Annotated in this window: 17 protein-coding genes; 13 read left to right on the forward strand and 4 right to left on the reverse strand. The window is 64.8% G+C overall.

Annotation, left to right across the window (positions count from 1 at the left end; translation table 11 throughout):
* Positions 1 to 312: 312 nt before the first annotated feature.
* A complete protein-coding gene (locus IHV84_RS00005) occupies positions 313 to 1,521 on the forward strand; it encodes a serine hydrolase (RefSeq protein WP_198845322.1) in 1,209 nt (402 codons plus the stop codon).
* A 470-nt stretch (positions 1,522 to 1,991) separates the two neighbouring features.
* Here IHV84_RS00005 and IHV84_RS00015 read toward each other — a convergent pair whose 3' ends face one another.
* The 3 genes from IHV84_RS00015 to IHV84_RS00025 all read right to left on the reverse strand — a co-directional run bounded on the left by IHV84_RS00015 (position 1,992) and on the right by IHV84_RS00025 (position 5,517).
* Complete coding sequence (locus IHV84_RS00015) at positions 1,992 to 3,308, reverse strand: glycerate kinase (RefSeq protein ID WP_198845323.1); 1,317 nt, start codon at positions 3,306 to 3,308, stop codon at positions 1,992 to 1,994.
* Between the two features lie 41 nt (positions 3,309 to 3,349).
* Positions 3,350 to 4,345, reverse strand: coding sequence for a tripartite tricarboxylate transporter substrate binding protein (locus tag IHV84_RS00020; RefSeq protein WP_198845324.1), 996 nt, complete (start codon positions 4,343 to 4,345; stop codon positions 3,350 to 3,352).
* A 92-nt stretch (positions 4,346 to 4,437) separates the two neighbouring features.
* Positions 4,438 to 5,517, reverse strand: a complete 1,080-nt coding sequence (locus tag IHV84_RS00025) for a tartrate dehydrogenase (RefSeq protein ID WP_198845325.1) — start codon at positions 5,515 to 5,517, stop codon at positions 4,438 to 4,440.
* A 120-nt stretch (positions 5,518 to 5,637) separates the two neighbouring features.
* On the opposite strand from IHV84_RS00025, the gene IHV84_RS00030 reads away from it, so the two are divergent.
* The 6 genes from IHV84_RS00030 (at position 5,638) to IHV84_RS00055 (ending at position 14,031) form a co-directional block, all read left to right on the forward strand.
* Complete coding sequence (locus IHV84_RS00030; protein WP_198845326.1) at positions 5,638 to 6,552, forward strand: LysR family transcriptional regulator; 915 nt, start codon at positions 5,638 to 5,640, stop codon at positions 6,550 to 6,552.
* A 51-nt stretch (positions 6,553 to 6,603) separates the two neighbouring features.
* Positions 6,604 to 7,278 carry a GntR family transcriptional regulator gene (locus IHV84_RS00035; RefSeq protein ID WP_198845327.1) on the forward strand — a complete coding sequence of 225 codons (675 nt, stop codon included), beginning with the start codon at positions 6,604 to 6,606 and terminating at the stop codon, positions 7,276 to 7,278.
* Between the two features lie 23 nt (positions 7,279 to 7,301).
* A complete protein-coding gene (gene puuE, locus IHV84_RS00040) occupies positions 7,302 to 8,252 on the forward strand; it encodes an allantoinase PuuE (RefSeq protein WP_198845328.1) in 951 nt (316 codons plus the stop codon).
* Between the two features lie 64 nt (positions 8,253 to 8,316).
* Complete coding sequence (uraD, locus tag IHV84_RS00045; protein ID WP_198845329.1) at positions 8,317 to 10,095, forward strand: 2-oxo-4-hydroxy-4-carboxy-5-ureidoimidazoline decarboxylase; 1,779 nt, start codon at positions 8,317 to 8,319, stop codon at positions 10,093 to 10,095.
* Positions 10,092 to 11,327, forward strand: a complete 1,236-nt coding sequence (locus tag IHV84_RS00050; RefSeq protein ID WP_198845330.1) for an ArgE/DapE family deacylase — start codon at positions 10,092 to 10,094, stop codon at positions 11,325 to 11,327. Before uraD ends, IHV84_RS00050 begins: the two co-directional genes overlap by 4 nt.
* Positions 11,328 to 11,721: 394 nt before the next feature.
* The gene (locus IHV84_RS00055) at positions 11,722 to 14,031 is read left to right on the forward strand and encodes an NADP-dependent malic enzyme (RefSeq protein WP_198845331.1); all 2,310 of its coding nucleotides are present in this window, start codon (positions 11,722 to 11,724) and stop codon (positions 14,029 to 14,031) included.
* 84 nt (positions 14,032 to 14,115) lie between these two features.
* On the opposite strand, the gene IHV84_RS00060 is transcribed toward IHV84_RS00055, so the two are convergent.
* Complete coding sequence (locus IHV84_RS00060) at positions 14,116 to 14,472, reverse strand: HDOD domain-containing protein (protein ID WP_233099621.1); 357 nt, start codon at positions 14,470 to 14,472, stop codon at positions 14,116 to 14,118.
* 487 nt (positions 14,473 to 14,959) lie between these two features.
* Between IHV84_RS00060 and IHV84_RS00065 the strand changes: the two genes are divergently transcribed.
* The 6 genes from IHV84_RS00065 (at position 14,960) to IHV84_RS00090 (ending at position 21,351) form a co-directional block, all read left to right on the forward strand.
* Positions 14,960 to 15,988, forward strand: coding sequence for an ABC transporter substrate-binding protein (locus IHV84_RS00065; protein WP_198845332.1), 1,029 nt, complete (start codon positions 14,960 to 14,962; stop codon positions 15,986 to 15,988).
* 80 nt (positions 15,989 to 16,068) lie between these two features.
* A complete protein-coding gene (locus IHV84_RS00070) occupies positions 16,069 to 16,893 on the forward strand; it encodes an ABC transporter ATP-binding protein (RefSeq protein ID WP_198845333.1) in 825 nt (274 codons plus the stop codon).
* A 24-nt stretch (positions 16,894 to 16,917) separates the two neighbouring features.
* A complete protein-coding gene (locus tag IHV84_RS00075; RefSeq protein ID WP_060986854.1) occupies positions 16,918 to 17,685 on the forward strand; it encodes an ABC transporter permease in 768 nt (255 codons plus the stop codon).
* A 161-nt stretch (positions 17,686 to 17,846) separates the two neighbouring features.
* Positions 17,847 to 18,899, forward strand: coding sequence for a patatin-like phospholipase family protein (locus IHV84_RS00080; RefSeq protein WP_198845334.1), 1,053 nt, complete (start codon positions 17,847 to 17,849; stop codon positions 18,897 to 18,899).
* A 97-nt stretch (positions 18,900 to 18,996) separates the two neighbouring features.
* Entirely contained in the window at positions 18,997 to 19,779 is a 783-nt protein-coding gene (locus tag IHV84_RS00085; protein ID WP_198845335.1) for a FadR/GntR family transcriptional regulator, read from the forward strand.
* Between the two features lie 204 nt (positions 19,780 to 19,983).
* The gene (locus tag IHV84_RS00090; protein ID WP_198845336.1) at positions 19,984 to 21,351 is read left to right on the forward strand and encodes a GntP family transporter; all 1,368 of its coding nucleotides are present in this window, start codon (positions 19,984 to 19,986) and stop codon (positions 21,349 to 21,351) included.
* Positions 21,352 to 21,381: the final 30 nt, after the last annotated feature.

Here is a 21,381-nt window from a genome sequence, read left to right on the forward strand (position 1 = left end):
AGCCCATTCTGTAACAATCAGCAGGGTCTTAGCAACCCCTTAACGGAACGGCTAGCACATTCTGCGGCCCCTTTTTTTATGGACTGGGCCTTGTGCAGAGGGGTGCCTCACAGCTTGCAGGTCGCCGCACGGCGGTCAATCCACTGCGCGGATGTCGGGCTTGTGTGCACCTCCCGACACTCTGTCCGCACGCGATGATGTACACTCGGCAACATCAACAAAACGGGCCGCGCCCGCAGCACAGCCCGCCACCCAGGCGCGGCGGCTTTTGCACCGGGGGTTGCAGGCTTTGAGAACCCCAAGGAGACAAACGTGGCTTTGAAAAAAGTAGTGCTGGGCACACTGGTCGTTGTGGCGGCCGCCGCCGTGGGCGGCTGGTACAGCCTGGACAAGGAAACGCGCGGGCTTTTGGCCACCGTGCCCACCAACCGCGATTTGCTGTTCTGGACCCAACCGCAACGCGACGCCGCCTTCCGCGCGCTGGACCGCATCCCGCTGCTGGCCAAGGCCAACGTGGTGCCCGCCAGCAGCACGCCATCGCCCCTGCCCCCAGGGCCGCCCCTGAAGCTCAAGAGCGATGTGGATGCCTACATGGCAGGCCAGCGCAGCGCCGCACTGCTGGTGGTGCACGACGGCAAGCTGCGGCTGGAACGCTATGGCCTGGACTTTGATGCCGCAGGCCGCTGGACCAGCTTTTCTGTGGCCAAGTCGCTCACCTCCACCCTGGTGGGCGCTGCGGTCAAAGACGGCTTCATCCAGAGCCTGGACGACAAGGTCAGCGTCTACATCCCCGAGCTGAAAGGCTCTGCCTACGACGATGTGAGCGTTCGGCAACTGCTGACCATGACATCTGGCGTGAAGTGGAATGAAGACTACGCCGACCCGAATTCAGACGTGGCCAAGTTCAACAACCACCAGCCCGAACCCGGCGTGGAAGCGCTGGTGAGCTACATGCGCAAGCTACCGCGCGATGTACCGGCAGGCACCCGCTGGCTGTACAGCACGGGCGAGACCAACCTGGTGGGCACCCTGGTGCAGCAGGCCACCAAAAAGCCCCTGGCCACCTACCTGGCAGAAAAAGTGTGGGGCCCGGCAGGCATGGAGCAGCAGGCCACCTGGCTTCTGAGCAAAACCGGCAAGGAGATTGGCGGCTGCTGCGTGCAGGCATCGCCACGCGACTATGCCCGCCTGGGCGTGTTCATACTGAGTGGCGCATTGGTGAACGGCCAGAGCATCGTGCCCGAGGGCTGGTGGGCCGAGGCCACCACCAAGCGCGCCGACATTGGCCGCCCCGGGCGCGGCTATGGCTACCAGTGGTGGACCTATGACGACGGCAGCTATGCGGCCCGAGGCATCTTCGGCCAAGGCATCTTCATCGACCCCCAACGCAAGCTGGTGATCGTGTCGAACGCCAACTGGGCCCACGGGGCGCGAGACCCCCAGGCCACCGAGGCGCGCGAGAACTTCTACCGTGAAGTGCAGCAGGTGATTGACGAGGAAGCACGGGCGCCGCGCCCATAGCGGCATCACCCCAGGGTGCGGCCCTGCCTAGGCTGTACGCTGGTCGGCAGATGCGCCGGATCAGTGCCGCACCAAAGCACCGTCCACCTGCGCGCAAGCCCCGTTCCTCAGGGTTGTCCAGAATGCCGACGCAGCTGCCACGGCCCCTACACTGGGGCATAGCCACCCCACGGACCTACCATGACAGTTACCTGGACACCACAGCCCCCCCACCAGCTGGGCGGCGAACCTGAATGGGCAGCCTGTCTGCATTCTCAAGGGCAAAGACATTGGCGGATGGACGGCGACCTGGATGGGTGACCGCCTGTGGCAGCCACCAGCCCACATGCCCAAGGCCACGCCGCAGCCCATGAGCTTTTTCAGCAGCCTGGAAGATGCCAAGGCTGCGGTGGAACAGGCTTTGGCCACCTGAGCCGGCCAAGGCTTCAAGCCTTTTTGGCACCTGGCGCTTAATACATAAGCGCAAGCAGCTACAAAATCAATAGCACCCTAAAGTCATTCACATTGGTGTGCGTGGGCCCGGTCACCACCAGATCACCTAAAGCGCTGAAGTAGCCGTAGGCGTCGTTGCGGTCCAGATGGTCGTCCAGCCGCAAACCCAGGGCGCGGCCACGGGCCAAGGTGTCCGGCGTGACGATGGCGCCCGCGTTGTCTTCTACACCGTCGATGCCATCGGTGTCAGCCGCCAGGGCCCACACGCCGCTCTGGCCTTGCAGGGCCTGGGCCAGGCCCATGCAGAACTCACCTGCGCGGCCACCTCGGCCTTTGGGGGCGCCTTCGGGCCGAGGGCGCACCGTCACCGTGGTTTCACCGCCTGACAGCAGCACACAGGGGCGTGCAAACGGCGCGCCACGCTGGGCCACCGCCCGTGCCAGGGCCGCGTGCACCTTGCCCACTTCGCGCGATTCGCCTTCTATTTCGTCCGACAGGATGTGCGCGGCCCAGCCTGCGGCGCGGGCGGCCTGGGCTGCGGCTTCGAGCGACTGCTGCGGCGTGGCGATAAGGTGCACCGCATGGCCTGCAAACACGGCATCGCCGGGCTTGGGGGTTTCCAGCAGGCCCGCCTCCAGCGCCGCGCGCACGGCAGGGGGCACGGTGATGCGGTAGCGGTCCAGAATCGCCAGCGCATCGGCGCAGGTGCTGGCATCCGGTACCGTGGGGCCGCTGGCAATGATGGAAGGGTCGTCGCCCGGCACATCGCTGATGGTGAGGGTGACCACACGCGCCGGGGCACAGGCCGCCGCCAGCCGCCCGCCCTTGATGCGCGAGAGGTGCTTGCGCACACAGTTCATCTCGCCAATGGCGGCACCGCTGGCCAACAGTTCTTTGTTGATGCGCTGCTTTTCGGCCAGCGTGAGGCCATCGGCAGGCAGCGTGAGCAAGGCCGAGCCGCCGCCGGAGATGAGGCAGATGACCAAGTCATCGGCCGTGAGCCCCTGGGTGAGCGCCAGCATGCGCTCGGCCGCCTGCAGGCCTGCGGCATCGGGCACGGGGTGCGCGGCCTCCACCACTTCAATGCGCTGCACCAACCCTGCCGGCCGGGGCGGTATGTGGCCGTAGCGGGTGACGACCAGGCCGCTCAGCGGCGCATCGGCAGGCCACAGCGCCTCCAGCGCCTGCGCCATGGAGCCCCCGGCCTTGCCCGCGCCCAGCACCAGGGTGCGGCCTTTGGGTGGAGCAGGCAGATGGGCTTGAAGGCCTTGCAGGGGCTGTGCGCTTTGCACCGCCACGTCGTACAGGTGGCGCAAGAAGGCGGTGGGATTCTGGCGAGGGTCAGGCATGGTCATGGCGGGGCATTGTGACGTAAGCACCGTCGCGCTGGCCCGGCTTACTCCAGCACCACCTTGGCCTCTTTCACCAGGCGCGCAAAGCGCTCGGTGTCTTCCTTGATCTGTCGGGCCATTTGCTCAGGCGTGTTGCCGATCGGGTCGGCACCGATGTCTTCCATCTTCTTGCGGAAGTCGGGCGACTGGATGATCTTGACCATCTCCGTGTTCAGCCGCGTGACCACGTCTTTGGGCGTGCCTGCGGGGGCCAGCACGCCAAACCAGGTGCCCAGGTCAAAGCCTTTGAGCCCGGCTTCGTCCAGCGTGGGCACATCGGGCAGCGCGGCAGAACGCTTGGCCGTGGTCACTGCCAGTGCTCGCAGCTTGCCCGCCTTGATGTGTGGCAGCACGGGCGTGATGGTGTCGAAGGACATGGTGATCTGCCCGCCCAGCAAGTCGGTGGTCATTGGGCCGCTGCCTTTGTAGGGCACGTGCAGCAGCTGCACCCCGGCCATGGCTTCAAACTGCGCGCCAATCAGGTGCTGGCCTGTGCCGTTGCCGTTGGAGCCAAACGCGAGCTTGCCCGGCGCACGCTTGGCCTGGGAGATCAGCTCGGGCACGGTGCGGATGGGTGTGGCCGCATCGGCCTGCACCACCAGCACATTGGGCACCATGGCCACGGTGGTGACAGGGGCCAGGTCTTTCTGAAAGTCGTACGCCAGCTTGCGGTACACGCTGGTGGCAATGGTGTGGTGCACCGCCCCCATCAGCAGGGTGTAGCCATCGGGTTTGGCTTTCGCCACAAAGTCGGCGCCCAGCGTGGCACCTGCACCGGGTTTGTTCTCCACGATGACGGGCTGGCCCAGGCTCTTGGCCAGCTCTTGCCCCAGCGCGCGGGCCAGCACATCCGTCGTGCCCCCGGCGGGGAAGGGCACGACCAGACTGACGGATTTGGTGGGCCAGGCCTGGGCTGCGGCCGTGGTAGCCAAAGCACACAGCAGGGCAGCGCCTGCCAAGTGGCGCAAAGTATGGCGCTTGGGGGATTGAAACGTGGTCATGGCTTGTCTCCAATATCGTTCTGTGAAGGGGTACTCCGCCCTCGCGCCTCTTGTCGGGAGCGTATTGGCGGGGGAAACGGATGCAAGAGGAATCAGGCTGCGGTGGCCAGTCGCTCGCACACAGCACGGGTTACCTGCCCTGTAGTCGCTTTGCCGCCCAGGTCGCCGGTGTGCAAGGTGGCATCGGCGGTGACTTGCTCGATGGCAGCCATCAGGCGCTTTGCGGCGGCGTACTCGCCCAGATGTTCGAGCAGCATCACGCAACTCCAAAACGTACCCACGGGGTTGGCCAGGCCCTTGCCCATGATGTCAAAGGCAGAGCCGTGGATGGGCTCGAACATGCTGGGGTAGCGGCGCTCGGGGTCGATGTTGCCGGTGGGCGCAATGCCCAGGCTGCCCGCCAGCGCGGCGGCCAGGTCCGAGAGGATGTCGGCGTGCAGGTTGGTAGCGACGATGGTGTCGAGCGTGGCCGGGCGGTTGACCATGCGAGCGGTGGCAGCGTCTACCAGTTCCTTGTCCCACTTCACATCAGGAAACTCCTGGCTGATTTGCAGCGCAATCTCGTCCCACATCACCATGGCGTGGCGCTGGGCGTTGCTCTTGGTGATGACGGTGAGCAGCTTGCGGGGCCGCGACTGCGCCAGGCGGAAGGCAAATCGCATGATGCGCTCCACCCCGGCGCGGGTCATCACGCTCAGGTCGGTGGCCACCTCGATGGGATGGCCCTGGTGGGCGCGGCCGCCCACACCGGCGTATTCGCCCTCGGAGTTTTCGCGCACGATGACCCAGTCCAGGTCTTTGGGCGCGCAGCGCTTGAGGGGGGCATCAATGCCGGGCAGGATGCGGGTGGGCCGCACGTTGGCGTATTGATCAAAACCTTGACAGATTTTCAGGCGCAGGCCCCATAGCGTGATGTGGTCGGGGATGTGCGGGTCGCCCGCCGAGCCGAACAGGATGGCGTCCTTGTCCCGCAATTGCGCCAGCCCATCAGCGGGCATCATCTCGCCATGGGCGCGGTACCAGTCGCCGCCCCAGCCATAGCTGGTGAATTCAAACGCCAGGCCGGGTTGTGACGCGGCCAAGGCCTGTAGCACTTCTTGCCCTGCGGGAATCACCTCTTTGCCAATGCCGTCACCGGGAATGCACGCAATGCGGAACGTCTTGCTCGTCATGAAACCTGTCTCCTGTAGTTGGGTGGCGCGCAACGGGTGCGCCGGACGGAGGCAAATCTACCGGCTTCGTATTCACAAAACCATTCTTCAAGTTATCCTATTGTTAACTTCAAAGAAACAATGAACACACCTTTGCCGGCCCCCTCGGAGATGGGCTTTTTCAGCCTCCTGGCGCGTTGCGGCAGCTTCTCGGCCACAGCACGCGAGCTGAATGTGACCACGCCCGCCGTCAGCAAACGGCTGGCGCAGATGGAAACGCGCCTGGGTGTGCAACTGGTCAACCGCACAACCCGCCGCGTGAGCCTGACGCCCGAGGGCGAGACCTACCTGCAGCATGCACGGCGCATCCTGGCCGAGATTGACGACATGGAGCAGTTGGTTTCGCGCACCCTGGCCACACCGCAAGGCCTGCTGCGCGTGAACGCCACGCTGGGCTTTGGGCGCAGCCAGATTGCGCCGCTGATTTCAGACTTTGTGCGCCAGCACCCACTGGTGCAGGTGCAACTGCAACTTTCGGTAGACCCACCACCGCTAGCCGCCGATGCGTTTGACGTGTGCATCCGCTTTGGCGAGCCGCCCGACGCCCGCGTGATTGCACGCCGCATTGCACCCAACCGGCGCCTGCTGTGCGCAGCACCCGCCTACCTGGAGCGCCGGGGCACCCCCAAGTTGCCCAGCGACCTGGCACGGCATGACTGCATAGGCATCCGCCAGGGCGACGATGCCTATGGCCAGTGGCGGCTGACGGCCGGGCGCAAGACCGAAGTGGTGAAGGTGCGGGGCGCACTGAGCACCAACGACGGAGAGATCGCCGTCAACTGGGCGCTGGACGGCCACGGCATCGTGATGCGGGCCGAATGGGACGTGGCCCGCTACCTGCGCAGTGGCCGCCTGGTACAGGTGCTGGCAGACCACCAGACACCCCCGGCGGACATCTACGCCATTTACCCCCAACGCCACCAGACAGCAGCGCGGGTGCGCGCGTTTGTAGACTTTCTGGCAGAACGCTTTGCCACCAGCTCGCCAGGGCACTGAGCGCGCCAATCGTCCACCAAAACTGTATACAAAACACCGCTTGCCGCTATCATGCGGCACATGGACAACTCGACCACCAGCCTCATCGCTGCGCGCCTGACCCGCGCCATCGTCGAGCACCGCCTGCAACCGGGCACCAAGCTGGCAGAGCAAAAGCTGGCCGACCACTTTGGCGTGTCGCGCACGCTGGTGCGGCAGGCGCTGTTTCAGCTGGCGCAAAACCGCCTGGTGCGGCTGGAGCCCGCGCGGGGCGCGTTTGTGGCGGCCCCCTCGGCCGACGAGGCGCGCCAGGTGTTCGCCGTGCGCCGCATGCTCGAAGCCGAAATGGTGCGCGCCTTCATGCGCCAGGTCACCCCCGCCAAACTGCGCGCCCTGCGCGAGCATGTGGCCCGCGAAAAGCAGGCCGTGGCCCAGGGCGACGCGCCAGAGCGCACCGAGCTACTGGGCGACTTCCATGTGCGCATGGCCGAGCTGATGGGCAACCAGGTGCTGGCGCAAATGCTGGGCGATCTGATCTCGCGCTGCTCGCTCATCACGCTGATGTACCAAAGCGCCAGCGCCGCCGCGCATTCGCACGAAGAGCACGCCCAGATCGTCAAGGCCCTGGGCGCCAAGGACGAAGAGCGGGCCGTGCAGCTCATGCAGGCACATTTGCTGCATGTGGAAGAAAGTCTGACGTTTGACCGCCAGCCACCGGTCAACGATCTCTCGCTGGCCCTGTCTTGACCCCATTCCATGCCCCTGACGCCATGATCTACGACGCCACCGCCCCCTACCCCCGCGACCTGATTGGCTACGGCAAAAACCCGCCCCATGCCCAGTGGCCCGGCGGCGCCCGCATTGCGGTGCAGTTTGTGCTGAACTACGAGGAAGGCGGCGAGAACGCCGTGCTGCACGGCGATGCGGGCAGCGAGCAGTTTCTGTCGGAAATGTTCAACCCGGCCAGCTACCCTGATCGGCACATGAGCATGGAGGGCATCTACGAATACGGCTCGCGGGCAGGCGTGTGGCGCATCCTGCGCGAGTTTGAAAAGCGCGGGTTGCCGCTGACCGTATTTGGTGTATCGACCGCGCTGCAGCGCCACCCCGAGCTGACGGCTGCCTTCGTGGAACTGGGCCACGAGATCGCCTGCCACGGCCTCAAGTGGATTCACTACCAGAACGTGCCCGAGGATGTGGAGCGCGCCCACATGCACGAGGCCATGGACATCATCCAGCGCATGACCGGGCAAAGGGCGCTGGGCTGGTACACCGGCCGCGACAGCCCCAACACCCACCGCCTGGTGGCCGACTACGGCGGCTTTGCTTACGACAGCGACTACTACGGCGACGACCTGCCCTTCTGGATGAAGGTGAAGAAGACCGACGGCAGCGTGGTGCCCCAGCTCATCGTGCCCTACACGCTGGACTGCAACGACATGCGCTTTGCCCTGCCGCAGGGCTATTCGCACGCCGACCCGTTCTTTCAGTACCTGAAAGACACGTTTGACGCGCTGTATGCCGAGGGTGACCCCGCTGGCGACAACGCGCCCAAGATGATGAGCATCGGCATGCACTGCCGCCTGCTGGGCCGGCCCGGCCGCATCACGGCGCTGCAGCGTTTTCTGGACCATATTGCCCAGCACGACAAGGTGTGGGTGGCCCGGCGCATCGACATTGCCCGCCATTGGGCGCAGCACCACCCCGCCCCGGCTTTATGAACCAAATCGGACTCCAGCGCCCATTCAATAAGCGCCAGCCGCTCACTTTTTTGAAGCAACCACCATGCCACTGACTCTGGAACAACTCAACGCCGCCAGCCCCGCCGAAGCGCTGGCGCTGCTGGACGGGCTGTACGAACACTCGCCCTGGATTGCCGAGGAGGCCCTGGCGCAGCGGCCCTTTCGCAGCCTGGCGCACCTGAAGCACGCGCTGGCGCAGGTGGTACGCACGGCCAGGCTGGACGCGCAATTGGCCCTGATTCGCGCACACCCCGAACTGGCGGGCAAGGCCATGGTGGCCAAAAGCCTCACGGCCGAATCCACCCACGAGCAGAGCAAGGCGGGACTGACGCAATGCACGCCGGAGGAATTTGAACGCATTCAGCAGCTCAACGCGGCCTACAACGAACGCTTTGGCTTCCCCTTCATCCTGGCGGTGCGCGGGCCACGCGGCACGGGTCTCTCCAAACAGGAAATCATCGACACCTTTGCACGGCGGCTGGACAACCACCCCGAATTTGAGCTGGCCGAGGCCCTGCGCAACATCCACCGCATTGCCGAGATTCGCCTGAACGACAAGTTCGCTGCGGAGCCGGTGCTGGGCAACGATGTGTGGGACTGGCACGAGGCGCTGGCCCGGCACTCTGACCCCGGCTTTGCCGAAAAGGGCCAGCTCACGGTGACGTACCTCACCGACGCGCACCGCGCCTGCGGCCGAGACGTTGCTCAGCGCATGCGCGAGTGCGGCTTTGACAGGGTGGAGATAGACGCCGTGGGCAATGTGGTGGGCCGCTACTACCCGGCTGCGCCAGGGGCACGCTACCTGATGACCGGCAGCCACTACGACACGGTGCGCAACGGCGGCAAGTACGACGGGCGCCTGGGCATTTTCGTGCCCCTGGCCTGCGTGCGCGAGCTGCACCGCGCTGGCAAGCGCCTGCCCTTCGGCATCGAGGTGGTGGCGTTTGCCGAAGAAGAAGGCCAGCGCTACAAGGCCACCTTCCTCGGATCGGGCGCGCTCATCGGCCACTTCAACCCCGCCTGGCTGGATCAGAAAGACGCCAGCGGCGTGACCATGCGCGAGGCCATGCAGCACGCGGGCCTGCGCCTGGACGACATTCCCAAGCTGCAGCGCGACCCGGCGCAGTACCTGGGCTTCATCGAAGTGCACGTTGAACAGGGGCCGGTGCTCAACGAACTGGACCTGCCGCTGGGCGTGGTCACCTCCATCAACGGGGGCGTGCGCTACCTCTGCGAAATGATCGGCACTGCCAGCCACGCGGGCACCACGCCCATGGACCGACGCCGTGATGCCGCCGTGGCCGTGGCCGAGCTGGCGCTGTATGTGGAGCAGCGCGCTGCGAAAGACGGCGATTCGGTGGGCACCATCGGTCTCTTGAACGTGCCCAGTGGCTCCATCAACGTGGTGCCGGGGCGCTGCCTTTTTTCATTGGACCTGCGTGCCCCCACCGACGCCCAGCGCGATGCAATGGTGACCGACGTGCTGGACGAACTGGCCAAAATCGCCCAGCGGCGCGGCTTGCGCTACACGATTGAAGAATCGATGCGCGCCGCTGCCGCGCCCAGCGCCCCCGCCCTGCAGCACCACTGGGAGCGCGCCGTGGACACCCTGGGCGTGCCCGTGTTCCGCATGCCCAGCGGCGCCGGGCACGACGCGATGAAGCTGCACGAAATCATGCCGCAGGCCATGCTGTTCACGCGCGGTCAGAACTCCGGCATCAGCCACAACCCGCTCGAATCCACCACCAACAACGACATTCAGCTGACTGTGGACGCCTTCACCCAGGTGCTGCACCAGCTAGCCGAGGAAACCCAACCATGACCCCACAGGCCTCCTACGACGCGATCGACGCGTGGATTGACCAGCACTTTGACGAGGAAGTGCGCTTTTTGCAGGCCCTGGTGCGCGTGCCCACCGACACACCGCCCGGCAACAACGCGCCCCACGCTGAACGAACGGCCGAGCTGCTGAAAGACTTTGGCTTTGACGCCGAAAAGCACGCTGTGCCCACCGCCGACGTGCAGGCCTACGGCATGGAATCCATTACCAACCTGATCGTGCGCAGGCCCTACGGCACAGGCGGCAAGACCATTGCCCTGAACGCCCACGGCGACGTGGTGCCGCCCGGCGAAGGCTGGACGCACGACCCCTACGGCGCCGAAATCGTCAACGGTGCCATGTATGGCCGCGCCACCGCCGTGAGCAAGAGCGATTTCGCGAGCTTCACCTTCGCAGTGCGCGCGCTCGAAGCCGTGGCGCGCCCCGCGCAAGGCGCGGTGGAGCTGCACTTCACCTACGACGAAGAGTTTGGTGGCGAGCTGGGCCCGGGCTGGCTGCTGAAAAAGGGCCTGACCCAGCCGGACCTGATGATTGCGGCGGGCTTCAGCTACGAGGTGGTCACCGCCCACAACGGCTGCCTGCAGATGGAAGTGACCGTGCACGGCAAGATGGCCCATGCCGCCGTGCCGCACACCGGCGTGGACGCACTGCAGGGCGCGGTGCACATCCTGAACGCGCTGTATGCACAAAACGATGAATACAAGAAGATCACGTCCAACGTCGCGGGCATCAAGCACCCGTACCTGAACGTGGGCCGCATCGAGGGCGGCACCAACACCAACGTGGTCCCAGGCAAGGTCACGTTCAAGCTCGACCGCCGCATGATTCCGGAAGAAAACCCGGTGGAGGTGGAAGCCGCCATCCGCCACACCATCACACAGGCAACAGCCGAGCGTGCTGGCCTCAGCGCCGAGATCAAACGGCTGCTGCTGGCCAATGCCATGACGCCGCTGGCGGGCAACCAGCCGCTGGTCGATGCGATCCAGAAGCACGCCCTGGCCGTGATCGGCGAGCCCGTGCCCGCCGTGGGCACACCGCTGTACACCGATGTGCGCCTGTATGTGGAGCGCGGCATCCCCGGCGTGATCTACGGCGCGGGGCCACGCACCGTGCTGGAATCGCACGCGAAGCGCGCCGACGAGCGGCTGCAGCTGGAAGACCTGCGCCGGGCCACCAAGGTCATCGCAAGGGCGCTGCGCGACCTGCTGGTCTAAAAGCCAGCGAATGTGGGTGTGTCGCGCGCCGCGCGATGGCCCTCCACACCCAGCCCCTCTGATACCAATGGGTTAGTCAGAATTCATTCAGGTTGCCCGGCAATCGGGTTATCCTGTGGGCCATCGCAGTCCAAAACCCTGCCCTGTAGTCCACCGCAGGGAACCTGCCCGCCGCTTGACCTGTGCGTTGCGGGCACCTCGCCAGGCCTGCCGCACACCTGCGGACCCGCCTGACCGAGGCAGACTGATGTGACCGCTGCGGCGCTCTCCTCGGGTGCAGGCCTTGCACACCATCCGAGGGCCCTACGCGGCCTGTGAATGAACCGATACCGCTTCGAGGCATGGCGCCCTTGCGCCTGCCGCTGAATCCCGTGAAAGCCTCCCACTTTTTCGTATGACCCAGAATCTGTCCGCCGCCGAACAAGCCCTGCGCGATGCCGCGCGTGAATACCACCGCAACCCCAGCCGGGGCAAGATTTCCGTCACGCCCACCAAGCCGCTGTCCAACCAGCGCGACCTGTCCCTGGCTTATTCGCCTGGCGTGGCCTACCCCTGCCTGGACATCCAGGCCGACCCTTCCAAGGCGTTTGACTACACCTCGCGCGGCAACCTCGTGGGCGTGATCACCAACGGCACCGCTGTGCTGGGCCTGGGCGACATCGGCCCGCTGGCCGGCAAGCCGGTGATGGAAGGCAAGGGCTGCCTGTTCAAGAAGTTTGCCGGTGTGGACGTGTTTGACATCGAACTGGCCGAGCGCGACCCCGACAAGCTCATCGAGATCATCGCCAGCCTGGAGCCCACGCTCGGCGGCATCAACCTCGAAGACATCAAGGCCCCCGAGTGCTTCTACATCGAGCGCGAGCTGAGCAAGCGCATGAACATTCCGGTGTTCCATGACGACCAGCACGGCACGGCCATCATCAGCAGCGCTGCGCTGCTCAACGGACTGGAGCTGGTGGGCAAGCAAATTGGCGACGTGAAGGTGGCCGTCTCTGGCGCCGGTGCCGCCGCCATTGCCTGCCTGAATGTGATGGTGGGCCTGGGCGTGAAGCGCGAAAACATTTTCGTGTGCGACTCCAAGGGCGTGATCTACGAAGGCCGCCCCGGTGGTCTGGACGAGTCCAAAGCCCAATACGCGCAAAAGACCGACGCGCGTACGCTGGCTGACGCGGTGAACGGCGCCGACGTGTTCCTGGGCTGTTCGGCCCCTGGCGTGCTCACGGCCGAGATGGTCAAGACGATGGCCGAGAGGCCCATCATCCTGGCACTGGCCAACCCCGAGCCCGAAATCCGCCCCGAGCTGGCCAAGGCCGTGCGGCCCGATTGCATCATTGCCACCGGCCGTTCGGACTACCCGAACCAGGTGAACAACGTGCTGTGCTTCCCGTACATCTTCCGTGGCGCGCTGGACTGCGGCGCCACCAAGATCACCGAAGCCATGAAGCTGGCCTGCGTGCGCCAGATTGCCGACCTGGCCAAGGCCGACATCAGCGAAGAGGTGGCCAACGCGTATGCAGGCAAGGAGCTGACCTTTGGCCCCGACTACCTGATCCCCACACCGTTTGACTCGCGCCTGATCCTCAAGATCGCGCCTGCGGTGGCCAAGGCTGCGGCCGAATCCGGTGTGGCCACGCGCCCCATCGAAGACATGGATGCCTACAAGGAAAGCCTGTCGCGCTTTGTTTACCAAACCGGCATGCTCATGCGCCCCGTGATCACGGCCGCAAAGGCCCTGCCCGATGCGAAAAAGCGTGTGGCCTATGCCGACGGCGAAGACGAGCGCGCCCTGCGTGCAGCGCAGCTGGCCATCGACGACAAGATTGCCCACCCCATCCTCATCGGCCGCCCTGCCGTCATTGCCGCCCGCATTGAAAAGGCTGGCCTGCGCATGCAGATCGGCAAGGATGTGGAAGTGTGCAACCCCGAAGACGATCCACGCTTCCGCCAGTATTGGGAAACCTACCACCAGCTCATGAAGCGCGAAGGCGCCACACCCGAGGTAGCCAAGGCGGCCGTGCGCCGCTCCAACACCATCATCGCCTCGCTGATGGTGAAGCTGGGCGATGCCGACGCCATGATCTGCGGCCTGGTGGGCACCTATGAAACCCACCTGGAGCGCATCCGCAACATCCTGGGCCATGCCCCCGGCGCCACCAACTACGCCGCGCTGAACGCGTTGATGACGGACCGCAACGGCACCCTGTTCATTGCAGACACCTACGTGAACGAAGACCCCACGGCGCAGGAGCTGGCCGACATTGCCTGGATGTCGGTGCAGGAAGTGCAGCGCTTTGGCCTGCCACCCAAGGTGGCGTTCCTGTCGCATTCGAGCTACGGTTCGTCCAAGCGCGCCTCGGCCCGCAAGATGCGTGAAGCGCGCGATCTGTTCGTAGCGGCCCACCCCGAGATCGAATGCGACGGCGAACTGCACGGTGACGCCGCGCTGGAGCCAGGCATCCGCAACGCGTACATGGCAGATTCCACGCTCAGCGGCTCGGCCAACCTGCTGATCTGCCCGAACATTGACGCAGCCAACATCCTCTACAACGTGCTCAAGACCACCACCAGCGGCGGTGTGACGGTGGGCCCGATCCTGATGGGTGCGGCGGCTGCGGCCTACATCCTGACGCCGGCCGCCACCGTGCGCCGCGTGTTCAACATGACGGCCCTGGCCGTGGCCAGCGCTGCGGCGCGCGCCGCCTGATTCGATCAGGCTCTGACACAAGAAAGGCCCCGAGGGGCCTTTCTTTTTGGGTGTATCGATACGCAGGTCTTTGCCCGGCCTGCGTCAGCGCACAGACACATCCACAAAGTCCGCCACCGGCGGCAGATGTTCGGCCAGCCAGTCCGAGTCCAGTGGCAGCGCCCGCTTGATTTCCTCACGCAGGCTGGCAATGGTGTCGGCGGGGGACTTGGGCTCCTCCAGCCCAATCTCGGCCAGCAGCATGGCCACATGCACGATGCCGCCCAGGCGACAAAACGGCACAGCGGCCACGGGGTCTTCAGCAGTTTCCAGCGCACGCACGATCGAATCAGGAAAGCGCCAGCGCCTGGCCAACGCAGCCGTCAGCTGCGCCCCGCTAAAGCCCAGCAGGCGCTTTTCACGCTCCCAGCGGCCGCCGTACAGGATGTCGCCGTCCTGCATCGTGGCCACCCTGGATCCCGCGCCACGTCGGGCATGGTGCGCCAGTGCACGTTGTCAAGAAAAACCCGGTCAGGTGTGGCATGGGTGAGCCCTCTCGTGGCTCTTTGAAAACCCGAAGACGCAAGCCTTCGGGCTGAAGTGCAACGGGCTGCGCATCCATCCCCAGAAGCACCGACCAGCAACGCCTGTGATCTGCGATGCCATGCCCTGTTTTTTGGATGCTGCGACTTCGTTGCACCGCTGCGGCCGTGCACCCATCTGCGCGTTGATTCCAATCCGATGCCACCGCACACGCACCATTGCGGGAAACACTTCATGCCTGGGTGCACCACTTCGGTGAGGAAGGGTTTGCCGTGCCGCGCCGCCCTTGCAAAGACCCGACAGCGCGCTTGAAAGCGGGCATCTTTTTTGCTGCATGGCTTGTACAGCCAAGGCATGACTGCCTTTTCCTTCTGTTTTTTATTTGGCAACCGCCAGGAGCTATCCCATGAAAAAAAGAACCTTCATGCACACCGCAGCGGCACTGGCGCTGGCCAGCGCATTGCCCGTGGCGCATGCGCAGAGCACGCCCATCAAGTTCCAGCTGGACTGGCGTTTTGAAGGCCCAGCGGCGCTGTTCCTGCAACCCGTGGCCAAAGGCCACTTCAAGGCGGCTGGCCTGGATGTGACGGTGGATGCAGGCAACGGCTCCGGCGGTGCGGTGCAGCGCGTGGCCTCGGGCACGTACGACATGGGCTTTGCCGACTTGGCCGCAGTGATGGAATTCCACGCCAACAACCCCGACGCGCAGAACAAGCCCGTGGCGGTGATGATGGTCTACAACAACACGCCCGCATCGGTCATGGCGCTGAAAAAGAGCGGCATCACCAAGCCCGCCGACCTGGCGGGCAAGAAGCTGGGCGCCCCCGTGTTCGACGCAGGCCGCCGCGCGTTCCCTATCTTCCAGAAGGCCAACGGCATTGGCGCCGTGACCTGGACCGCCATGGACCCGCCACTGCGCGAAACCATGCTGGTGCGCGGCGACGTGGACGCCATCACCGGCTTCACCTTCACCTCGCTGCTGAACCTGGAAGCGCGCGGCGCCAAGGCCGCCGACGTGGTGGTGCTGCCCTATGCCGACTTTGGCGTGAAGCTGTACGGCAACGTGATCATTGCCAGCCCCAAGCTCATCAAGGAAAACCCTGCCGCCATCAAGGCGTTCCTGTCGGCCTTCACCAAGGGCGCCAAGGAAGTCATCGCCAACCCCGCTGCCGCCATCGAGCATGTAAAGGCGCGCGATGGCATCGTGAACGTGCCGCTCGAAACTCGCCGCCTGCAGCTGGCCATCGACACCGTCATCAACAGCCCCGACGCGCGCGCCGAAGGGTTTGGCAAGGCCGTACCCGGCCGCCTGTCGCTGATGGCATCGCAGGTGTCTGACGCGTTCAACACCAAGACGCGCGTGAACGCCGACGACGTGTGGAACCCCAGCTTCCTGCCCAGCACGGCGGAACTCAACATCCTGCCCAAGAAGTAATACTATCAATTTGATAGCTGCTAGCGCTTGATAGACAAGCGCCAGCAGCCATTTTCATTAAAAAGCAAGAACGACCTTCCATGCAGGCTGCCGATTCCTATTTTGTGGACTTTCGCAATGTCTGGCTCGCCTACAACGACGAGCTGCGCGCCAAGAACCAGTTTGCGGTCGAAGCCATCGACCTGCAGGTGCGGCGCGGCGAGTTCATCGCCATCGTTGGCCCCTCGGGCTGCGGCAAATCCACCTTCATGAAGCTGGCCACGGGGCTGAAGATGCCCTCCATGGGCAAGATATTCATCGACGGCCAGCCGGTGACGGGGCCGCTCAAGGTGTCGGGCATGGCGTTTCAGGCGCCTTCGCTGCTGCCCTGGCGCACCACGGTGGACAACGTGCTACTGCCGCTCGAAATCGTCGAGCCCTACCGCAGCAACTTCAAGCAAAAGCGCAAGGAGTACGAAGAACGCGCCCGCAAGCTGCTGCAGAAAGTGGGCCTCGCGGGCTATGAGGACAAGTTTCCCTGGCAGCTGTCGGGCGGCATGCAGCAGCGCGCCAGCATCTGCCGCGCGCTGATCCACGAGCCCAAGATGCTGCTGCTGGACGAGCCGTTTGGCGCGCTGGATGCCTTCACGCGCGAAGAGCTGTGGTGCATCCTGCGCGACCTGTGGACCGAGCAGCAGTTCAACGTGATCCTGGTCACGCACGACCTGCGCGAATCGGTCTTCCTGGCCGACACGGTGTATGTGATGAGCAAGAGCCCCGGCCGGTTTGTGGTGAAGAAGGAGATCGAGCTGCCCCGCCCGCGCGACCTGGAGGTGACCTATACCAAGGAATTCACCGACATCGTGCATGAACTGCGCGGCCACATCGGCGCCCTGCGAAAAGCAGGCGCGCCCATCCAGCCATAAGAACAAAGAAAGCGCCTCATCCCCATGCACAAGAAAACCGTGGAGCGCTGGTCCCCCTGGATCCTGCTCGTCGCCACCATCCTGCTGTGGCAAATCATCTGCTCGGCCTTCAGCATCCCTGAATACCTGTTCCCCAGCCCCTGGGCCATCGGCGTGCAGCTGGTGGAGTTCAGCGGCGTCATCGCGGGCCATGCCTGGCGCACCTTCTGGGTCACCATGGCGGGCTTTGGCATCGCCATCGTCGTAGGCGTGCTGCTGGGTTTTGTGATCGGCAGCTCGCGCATCGCCTATGCCGCCGTGTACCCGCTGATGACGGCCTTCAACGCGCTGCCCAAGGCCGCCTTTGTGCCCATCCTGGTGGTGTGGTTCGGCATCGGCGTGGGCCCGGCCATCCTCACGGCGTTCCTCATCAGCTTCTTCCCCATCATGGTCAACATCGCCACGGGCCTGGCCACGCTGGAGCCCGAGCTGGAAGACGTGCTGCGCGTGCTGGGCGCCAAGCGCTGGGACGTGCTGACCAAGGTGGGGCTGCCCCGCTCCATGCCGTACTTCTACGGCTCGCTCAAGGTCGCCATCACACTGGCCTTTGTGGGCACCACGGTGTCCGAAATGACCGCAGCCAACGAAGGCATTGGCTACCTGCTGATCAGCGCGGGCTCGTCCATGCAGATGGGTCTGGCCTTTGCGGGCCTGATGGTGGTGGGCGCCATGGCCATGGTGATGTACGAGCTGTTCAGCTGGATCGAAAAGCGCACCACAGGGTGGGCGCACCGGGGCTCGCAAGGCGAGTGAGTTTGCACGGGCGGTTTTCAAAAACTCACCGAAAATGCCACCCAGCGCTTATACATAAAGCGCTAGCAGCTACATTTTTAGGAGCAAACAGCGCCACCCACGGTGTGGGATCAACGCCGCCGCTATACTTCGCGCCCCGTTGCACCGCAGGACCGCCTGGCATGCGCTTCACCGCTTTTTTCCACCCGCTGGCCCGCATTGCCACCGTGACCATGCTGGCAGCCCTGACCTTGGCTGGATGTGGCAGCACCACCCCCGCCCGGCCCGACGCGGTGATGCAGCCTGCTCTTTCCTACTCCGCTCCCCCTGTCCGCATCGGCATCGCCCTGGGCGGTGGCGCAGCCAAAGGGTTCGCGCACATTGGTGTCATCAAGATGCTGGAGGCCAACGGCTTTGCGCCTGCGGTGGTCTCGGGCACCAGCGCAGGCAGCGTGGTGGGCGCGCTCTACGCCAGTGGAATGAACGCCTTTGAAATGCAGGAAAAAGCCGTGGCGCTGGACGAGGCCAAGATCCGCGACCTGCAGCTCTCGTCGGGTGGCCTGGTGCTGGGCCAGAAGCTCGAAGACTATGTGAACGAGCAGGTGCGCCGCAAGCCACTGGAGCAGATGGCCAAGCCTTTTGTGGTCGTGGCCACGCGGCTGGAAGACGGCGAGCGCACCGTGTTTGCACGCGGCAACACGGGCCAGGCCGTGCGCGCATCGAGCAGCGTGCCCGGCGTGTTCCAGCCCGTCACCATCGGCAAGTACCACTTTGTGGACGGCGGCATCGTGAGCCCCGTGCCGGTGGATGCCGCGCGCCAGCTGGGCGCCGACATCGTGATTGCGGTGGACATCTCCAACAAAGCGCGGGGCCAGACGCCGGGCGACATGCTGGGCACGCTGGGCCAGTCGATCGCCATCATGGGTCAGAAGCTCGGTCAGGCGGAGCTGGCGCGGGCTGATGTGGTCATTCGCCCGCAGGTTCTGGACATTGGCTCGGCCGATTTCAGCCAGCGCGCCAACGCCATCCTGGAAGGCGAAAAAGCCGCCTTGGCTGTGATGCCCCAGATCCGCGAACGCGTCGCCCAACTGCAGGCCGAGCGCGCCAACGCTGCACGCGCCGCACAGCAAAAAGCCGCAGAAGCCCAATACCAGACCTGCCTTGAAAAGCGCAGCAGCCTGCAAAAATTGGCAGGCATGGCGCGGCTGGACGACTCCTGCACGGCGCCGAAGTAGACAAACTAGCACTCAGGAGACGCATCCGCCACACGCCCCTGCGGTACAGTCCACAGCACGCTACTACAGCGCCTTTGACCACCCTCCCGCTCACGCCATGTCGTCCCCCTTCTCCGCCGTCAAACCCAGCCTCAAACTGGCCGACCAGGTTGCCAGCACGCTGGAGACCGAAATCCGCGCGGGTCGCATTCAGGCGTCAGAGAAGCTCCCTACCGAGGCTGCACTGGCGCAGCAGTTTGAGGTGAGCCGTACCGTGGTGCGCGAGGCGATTTCGCGCCTCAAATCGCTGGGCCTGGTGGATTCACGCCAGGGCAGCGGCGTGTACGTCAAAGCGCCGGGCATTGAGCCCCTGCACTTTGACCTGCCCCATGCCGCATCGCGCGAGGCAGTCATGCAAATTGTGGAAGTGCGCCGCGCTCTGGAGTCTGAAGTGGCCGAACTGGCAGCGCAACGCCGCAGTGAAGCCGATGTGCAGGCCATTCGCGAAGCCATGCAGCGCATCAGCGACGCCGTGCAAGCCGGGCGCGACGGGGCCGAGGAAGACGTGGAATTTCACCGCGCCATCGCCCGCGCAGCGGGCAATCCTTTTTTGATCAGCACGCTGGACTATCTGGCCCGGTTTCTTCAAGGCGCCACCCGCGTCACCCGGGCCAACGAGGCGCGGCGCTCTGACTTCGCACAGGCAGTGACGCAGGAACACGAGCAGATCGTGCGGGCCATTGAATCTGGCGATGCGCGTGGGGCCCGCAACGCGGCCACCGAACACATGTGCAATGCACTGCGCCGCATTGAGCAAGCCGACACCACCTTCTGGGCGCAAGACGGTGCCCGGCTGGCGCAACCCCTGGTGGGCGAGGCGCCGCCCTCACCACGCGCCTGAACCGCGCCATGTCGGGCGTGTTGCAGACGCCTGCACCGCTCACCTGCGACAGAAGCCAGCCCCCCAGCAGAGGTCGAGACCCAAACAACTTCAGGGTTAACCCGTAATCAGACGTTGTTTTAAATTTGTATGATAACCATATAAACACATCACAAAAGAGCCCTGCTGCGTGCACGGCCTTTTCCTCCCGGAGATACCCAGTCCATGTCCACCCTCGCACTTCTCGGCATCGGCGCCGGCAGCATTGCCCTGCTCCTGTTGCTCATCATCCGCTGGCAGGTCCACGCCTTCGTGGCCATGATGCTGGTGAGCTTTCTGGTGGCGTTTGCCACGGGCATGCCGATTGGCGACATCATCAGCACGCTGATTGCGGGCATGGGCGGCACGCTGGGTTCGGTGGCCATCCTGGTGGCGCTGGGCTCCATGCTGGGGCGCATGATTGAGGTCTCGGGCGGCGCAGCCAGCCTGGCCAACCGCTTCACGCAACTGCTGGGCCCCACACGGGTGCCCATGGCCCTCACGGCCGCCGCGTTGGTACTGGCCATTCCGGTGTTTTTTGATGTGGGCTTCATCATCCTGGTGCCCATCGTCTACGGTTTTTGCAAGGCTGCGGGCGTCAACCCCATCAAGTTCGGTCTGCCCGTGGCGGGCATCATGCTGGCCGCGCACGTGGTGGTGCCACCGCACCCCGGCATCGTGGGCGGGGCGGCCATCGTCAAGGGCGACATTGGCTGGATCACCATCATTGGCCTGGCCATCTGCATCCCGCTGGCGGCGCTGGCGCAGGTCGTTTCGGGCTGGCTCAACCGCAAGGGCTACCCCATGCTGCCGACCACGGCCGAGCAGTTTGCGGCCTTTGGCAAGGGCGAAGAAAGCACGGCATCCAAAGCCCGCAGCGCACCGGGCGTGGGCACCATCATGGCGCTGATCCTGATCCCGCTGGCCCTCATCATGGCGGGCACCACCGGGGCCACGCTGCTGCCCAAGGGCGACAGTCTGCGCAACGTGCTCGGCTTCATTGGCTCGCCCATTTTTGCGCTGATGGTGGCCGTGGGCCTGGCGATGTTTCTGCTGGGCCGCAACCAGGGCTGGAACCGCGAGCGCACCAACGCCATCATGGAATCTGCCCTGCCCCCTGCTGCCACCGTGATCCTGGTGACGGGTGCAGGCGGCGTGTTTGCCAAGGTGCTCACCGCCAGCGGCATTGGCGCGGCGCTGTCGCAAAGCCTCACCGCTACTCACCTGCCGCTCATCCTGCTGGCGTTCATCATTGCGCTGGCCCTGCGCGCCGCACAGGGCTCGGCCACCGTGGCCATCATCACCACCTGCGGCCTGCTGGCCGATGCGATGGCGGGTGGCGGGTATTCCCCCTTGCAAGTGGCGCTGCTCACGGTTGCCATTGGCTTTGGCAGCCTGGGCCTGTCGCACGTCAACGATTCGGGCTTCTGGATCGTGACCCGCTACCTGGGCCTGAGCGTGGGCGATGGCCTGCGCACCTGGACGGTGCTGACCACGGTGCTGGGCTTGGCGGGTTTTGCCCTCACTGCCTTGCTGTGGATGCTGGTGGCCTGAGCCCACTGTTTTGAATTTCTTTGAAGGACT

Origin of the sequence: Acidovorax sp. IB03, assembly GCF_016406015.1 — a bacterium.
GTDB classification, from domain to species: domain Bacteria; phylum Pseudomonadota; class Gammaproteobacteria; order Burkholderiales; family Burkholderiaceae_C; genus Acidovorax; species Acidovorax temperans.

Coding starts and splice junctions, on each gene's coding strand:
- IHV84_RS00085 (WP_198845335.1), top strand. CDS start 18,997: ATGTCGTCCCCCTTCTCCGCCGTCAAACCCAGCCTCAAACTGGCCGAC.
- IHV84_RS00025 (WP_198845325.1), bottom strand. CDS start 5,517: ATGACGAGCAAGACGTTCCGCATTGCGTGCATTCCCGGTGACGGCATT.
- IHV84_RS00020 (WP_198845324.1), bottom strand. CDS start 4,345: ATGACCACGTTTCAATCCCCCAAGCGCCATACTTTGCGCCACTTGGCA.
- puuE (WP_198845328.1), top strand. CDS start 7,302: ATGATCTACGACGCCACCGCCCCCTACCCCCGCGACCTGATTGGCTAC.
- IHV84_RS00080 (WP_198845334.1), top strand. CDS start 17,847: ATGCGCTTCACCGCTTTTTTCCACCCGCTGGCCCGCATTGCCACCGTG.
- IHV84_RS00055 (WP_198845331.1), top strand. CDS start 11,722: ATGACCCAGAATCTGTCCGCCGCCGAACAAGCCCTGCGCGATGCCGCG.
- IHV84_RS00050 (WP_198845330.1), top strand. CDS start 10,092: ATGACCCCACAGGCCTCCTACGACGCGATCGACGCGTGGATTGACCAG.
- IHV84_RS00015 (WP_198845323.1), bottom strand. CDS start 3,308: ATGACCATGCCTGACCCTCGCCAGAATCCCACCGCCTTCTTGCGCCAC.
- IHV84_RS00065 (WP_198845332.1), top strand. CDS start 14,960: ATGAAAAAAAGAACCTTCATGCACACCGCAGCGGCACTGGCGCTGGCC.
- IHV84_RS00090 (WP_198845336.1), top strand. CDS start 19,984: ATGTCCACCCTCGCACTTCTCGGCATCGGCGCCGGCAGCATTGCCCTG.
- IHV84_RS00060 (WP_233099621.1), bottom strand. CDS start 14,472: ATGCAGGACGGCGACATCCTGTACGGCGGCCGCTGGGAGCGTGAAAAG.
- IHV84_RS00070 (WP_198845333.1), top strand. CDS start 16,069: ATGCAGGCTGCCGATTCCTATTTTGTGGACTTTCGCAATGTCTGGCTC.
- IHV84_RS00035 (WP_198845327.1), top strand. CDS start 6,604: ATGCGGCACATGGACAACTCGACCACCAGCCTCATCGCTGCGCGCCTG.
- IHV84_RS00075 (WP_060986854.1), top strand. CDS start 16,918: ATGCACAAGAAAACCGTGGAGCGCTGGTCCCCCTGGATCCTGCTCGTC.
- IHV84_RS00030 (WP_198845326.1), top strand. CDS start 5,638: ATGAACACACCTTTGCCGGCCCCCTCGGAGATGGGCTTTTTCAGCCTC.
- uraD (WP_198845329.1), top strand. CDS start 8,317: ATGCCACTGACTCTGGAACAACTCAACGCCGCCAGCCCCGCCGAAGCG.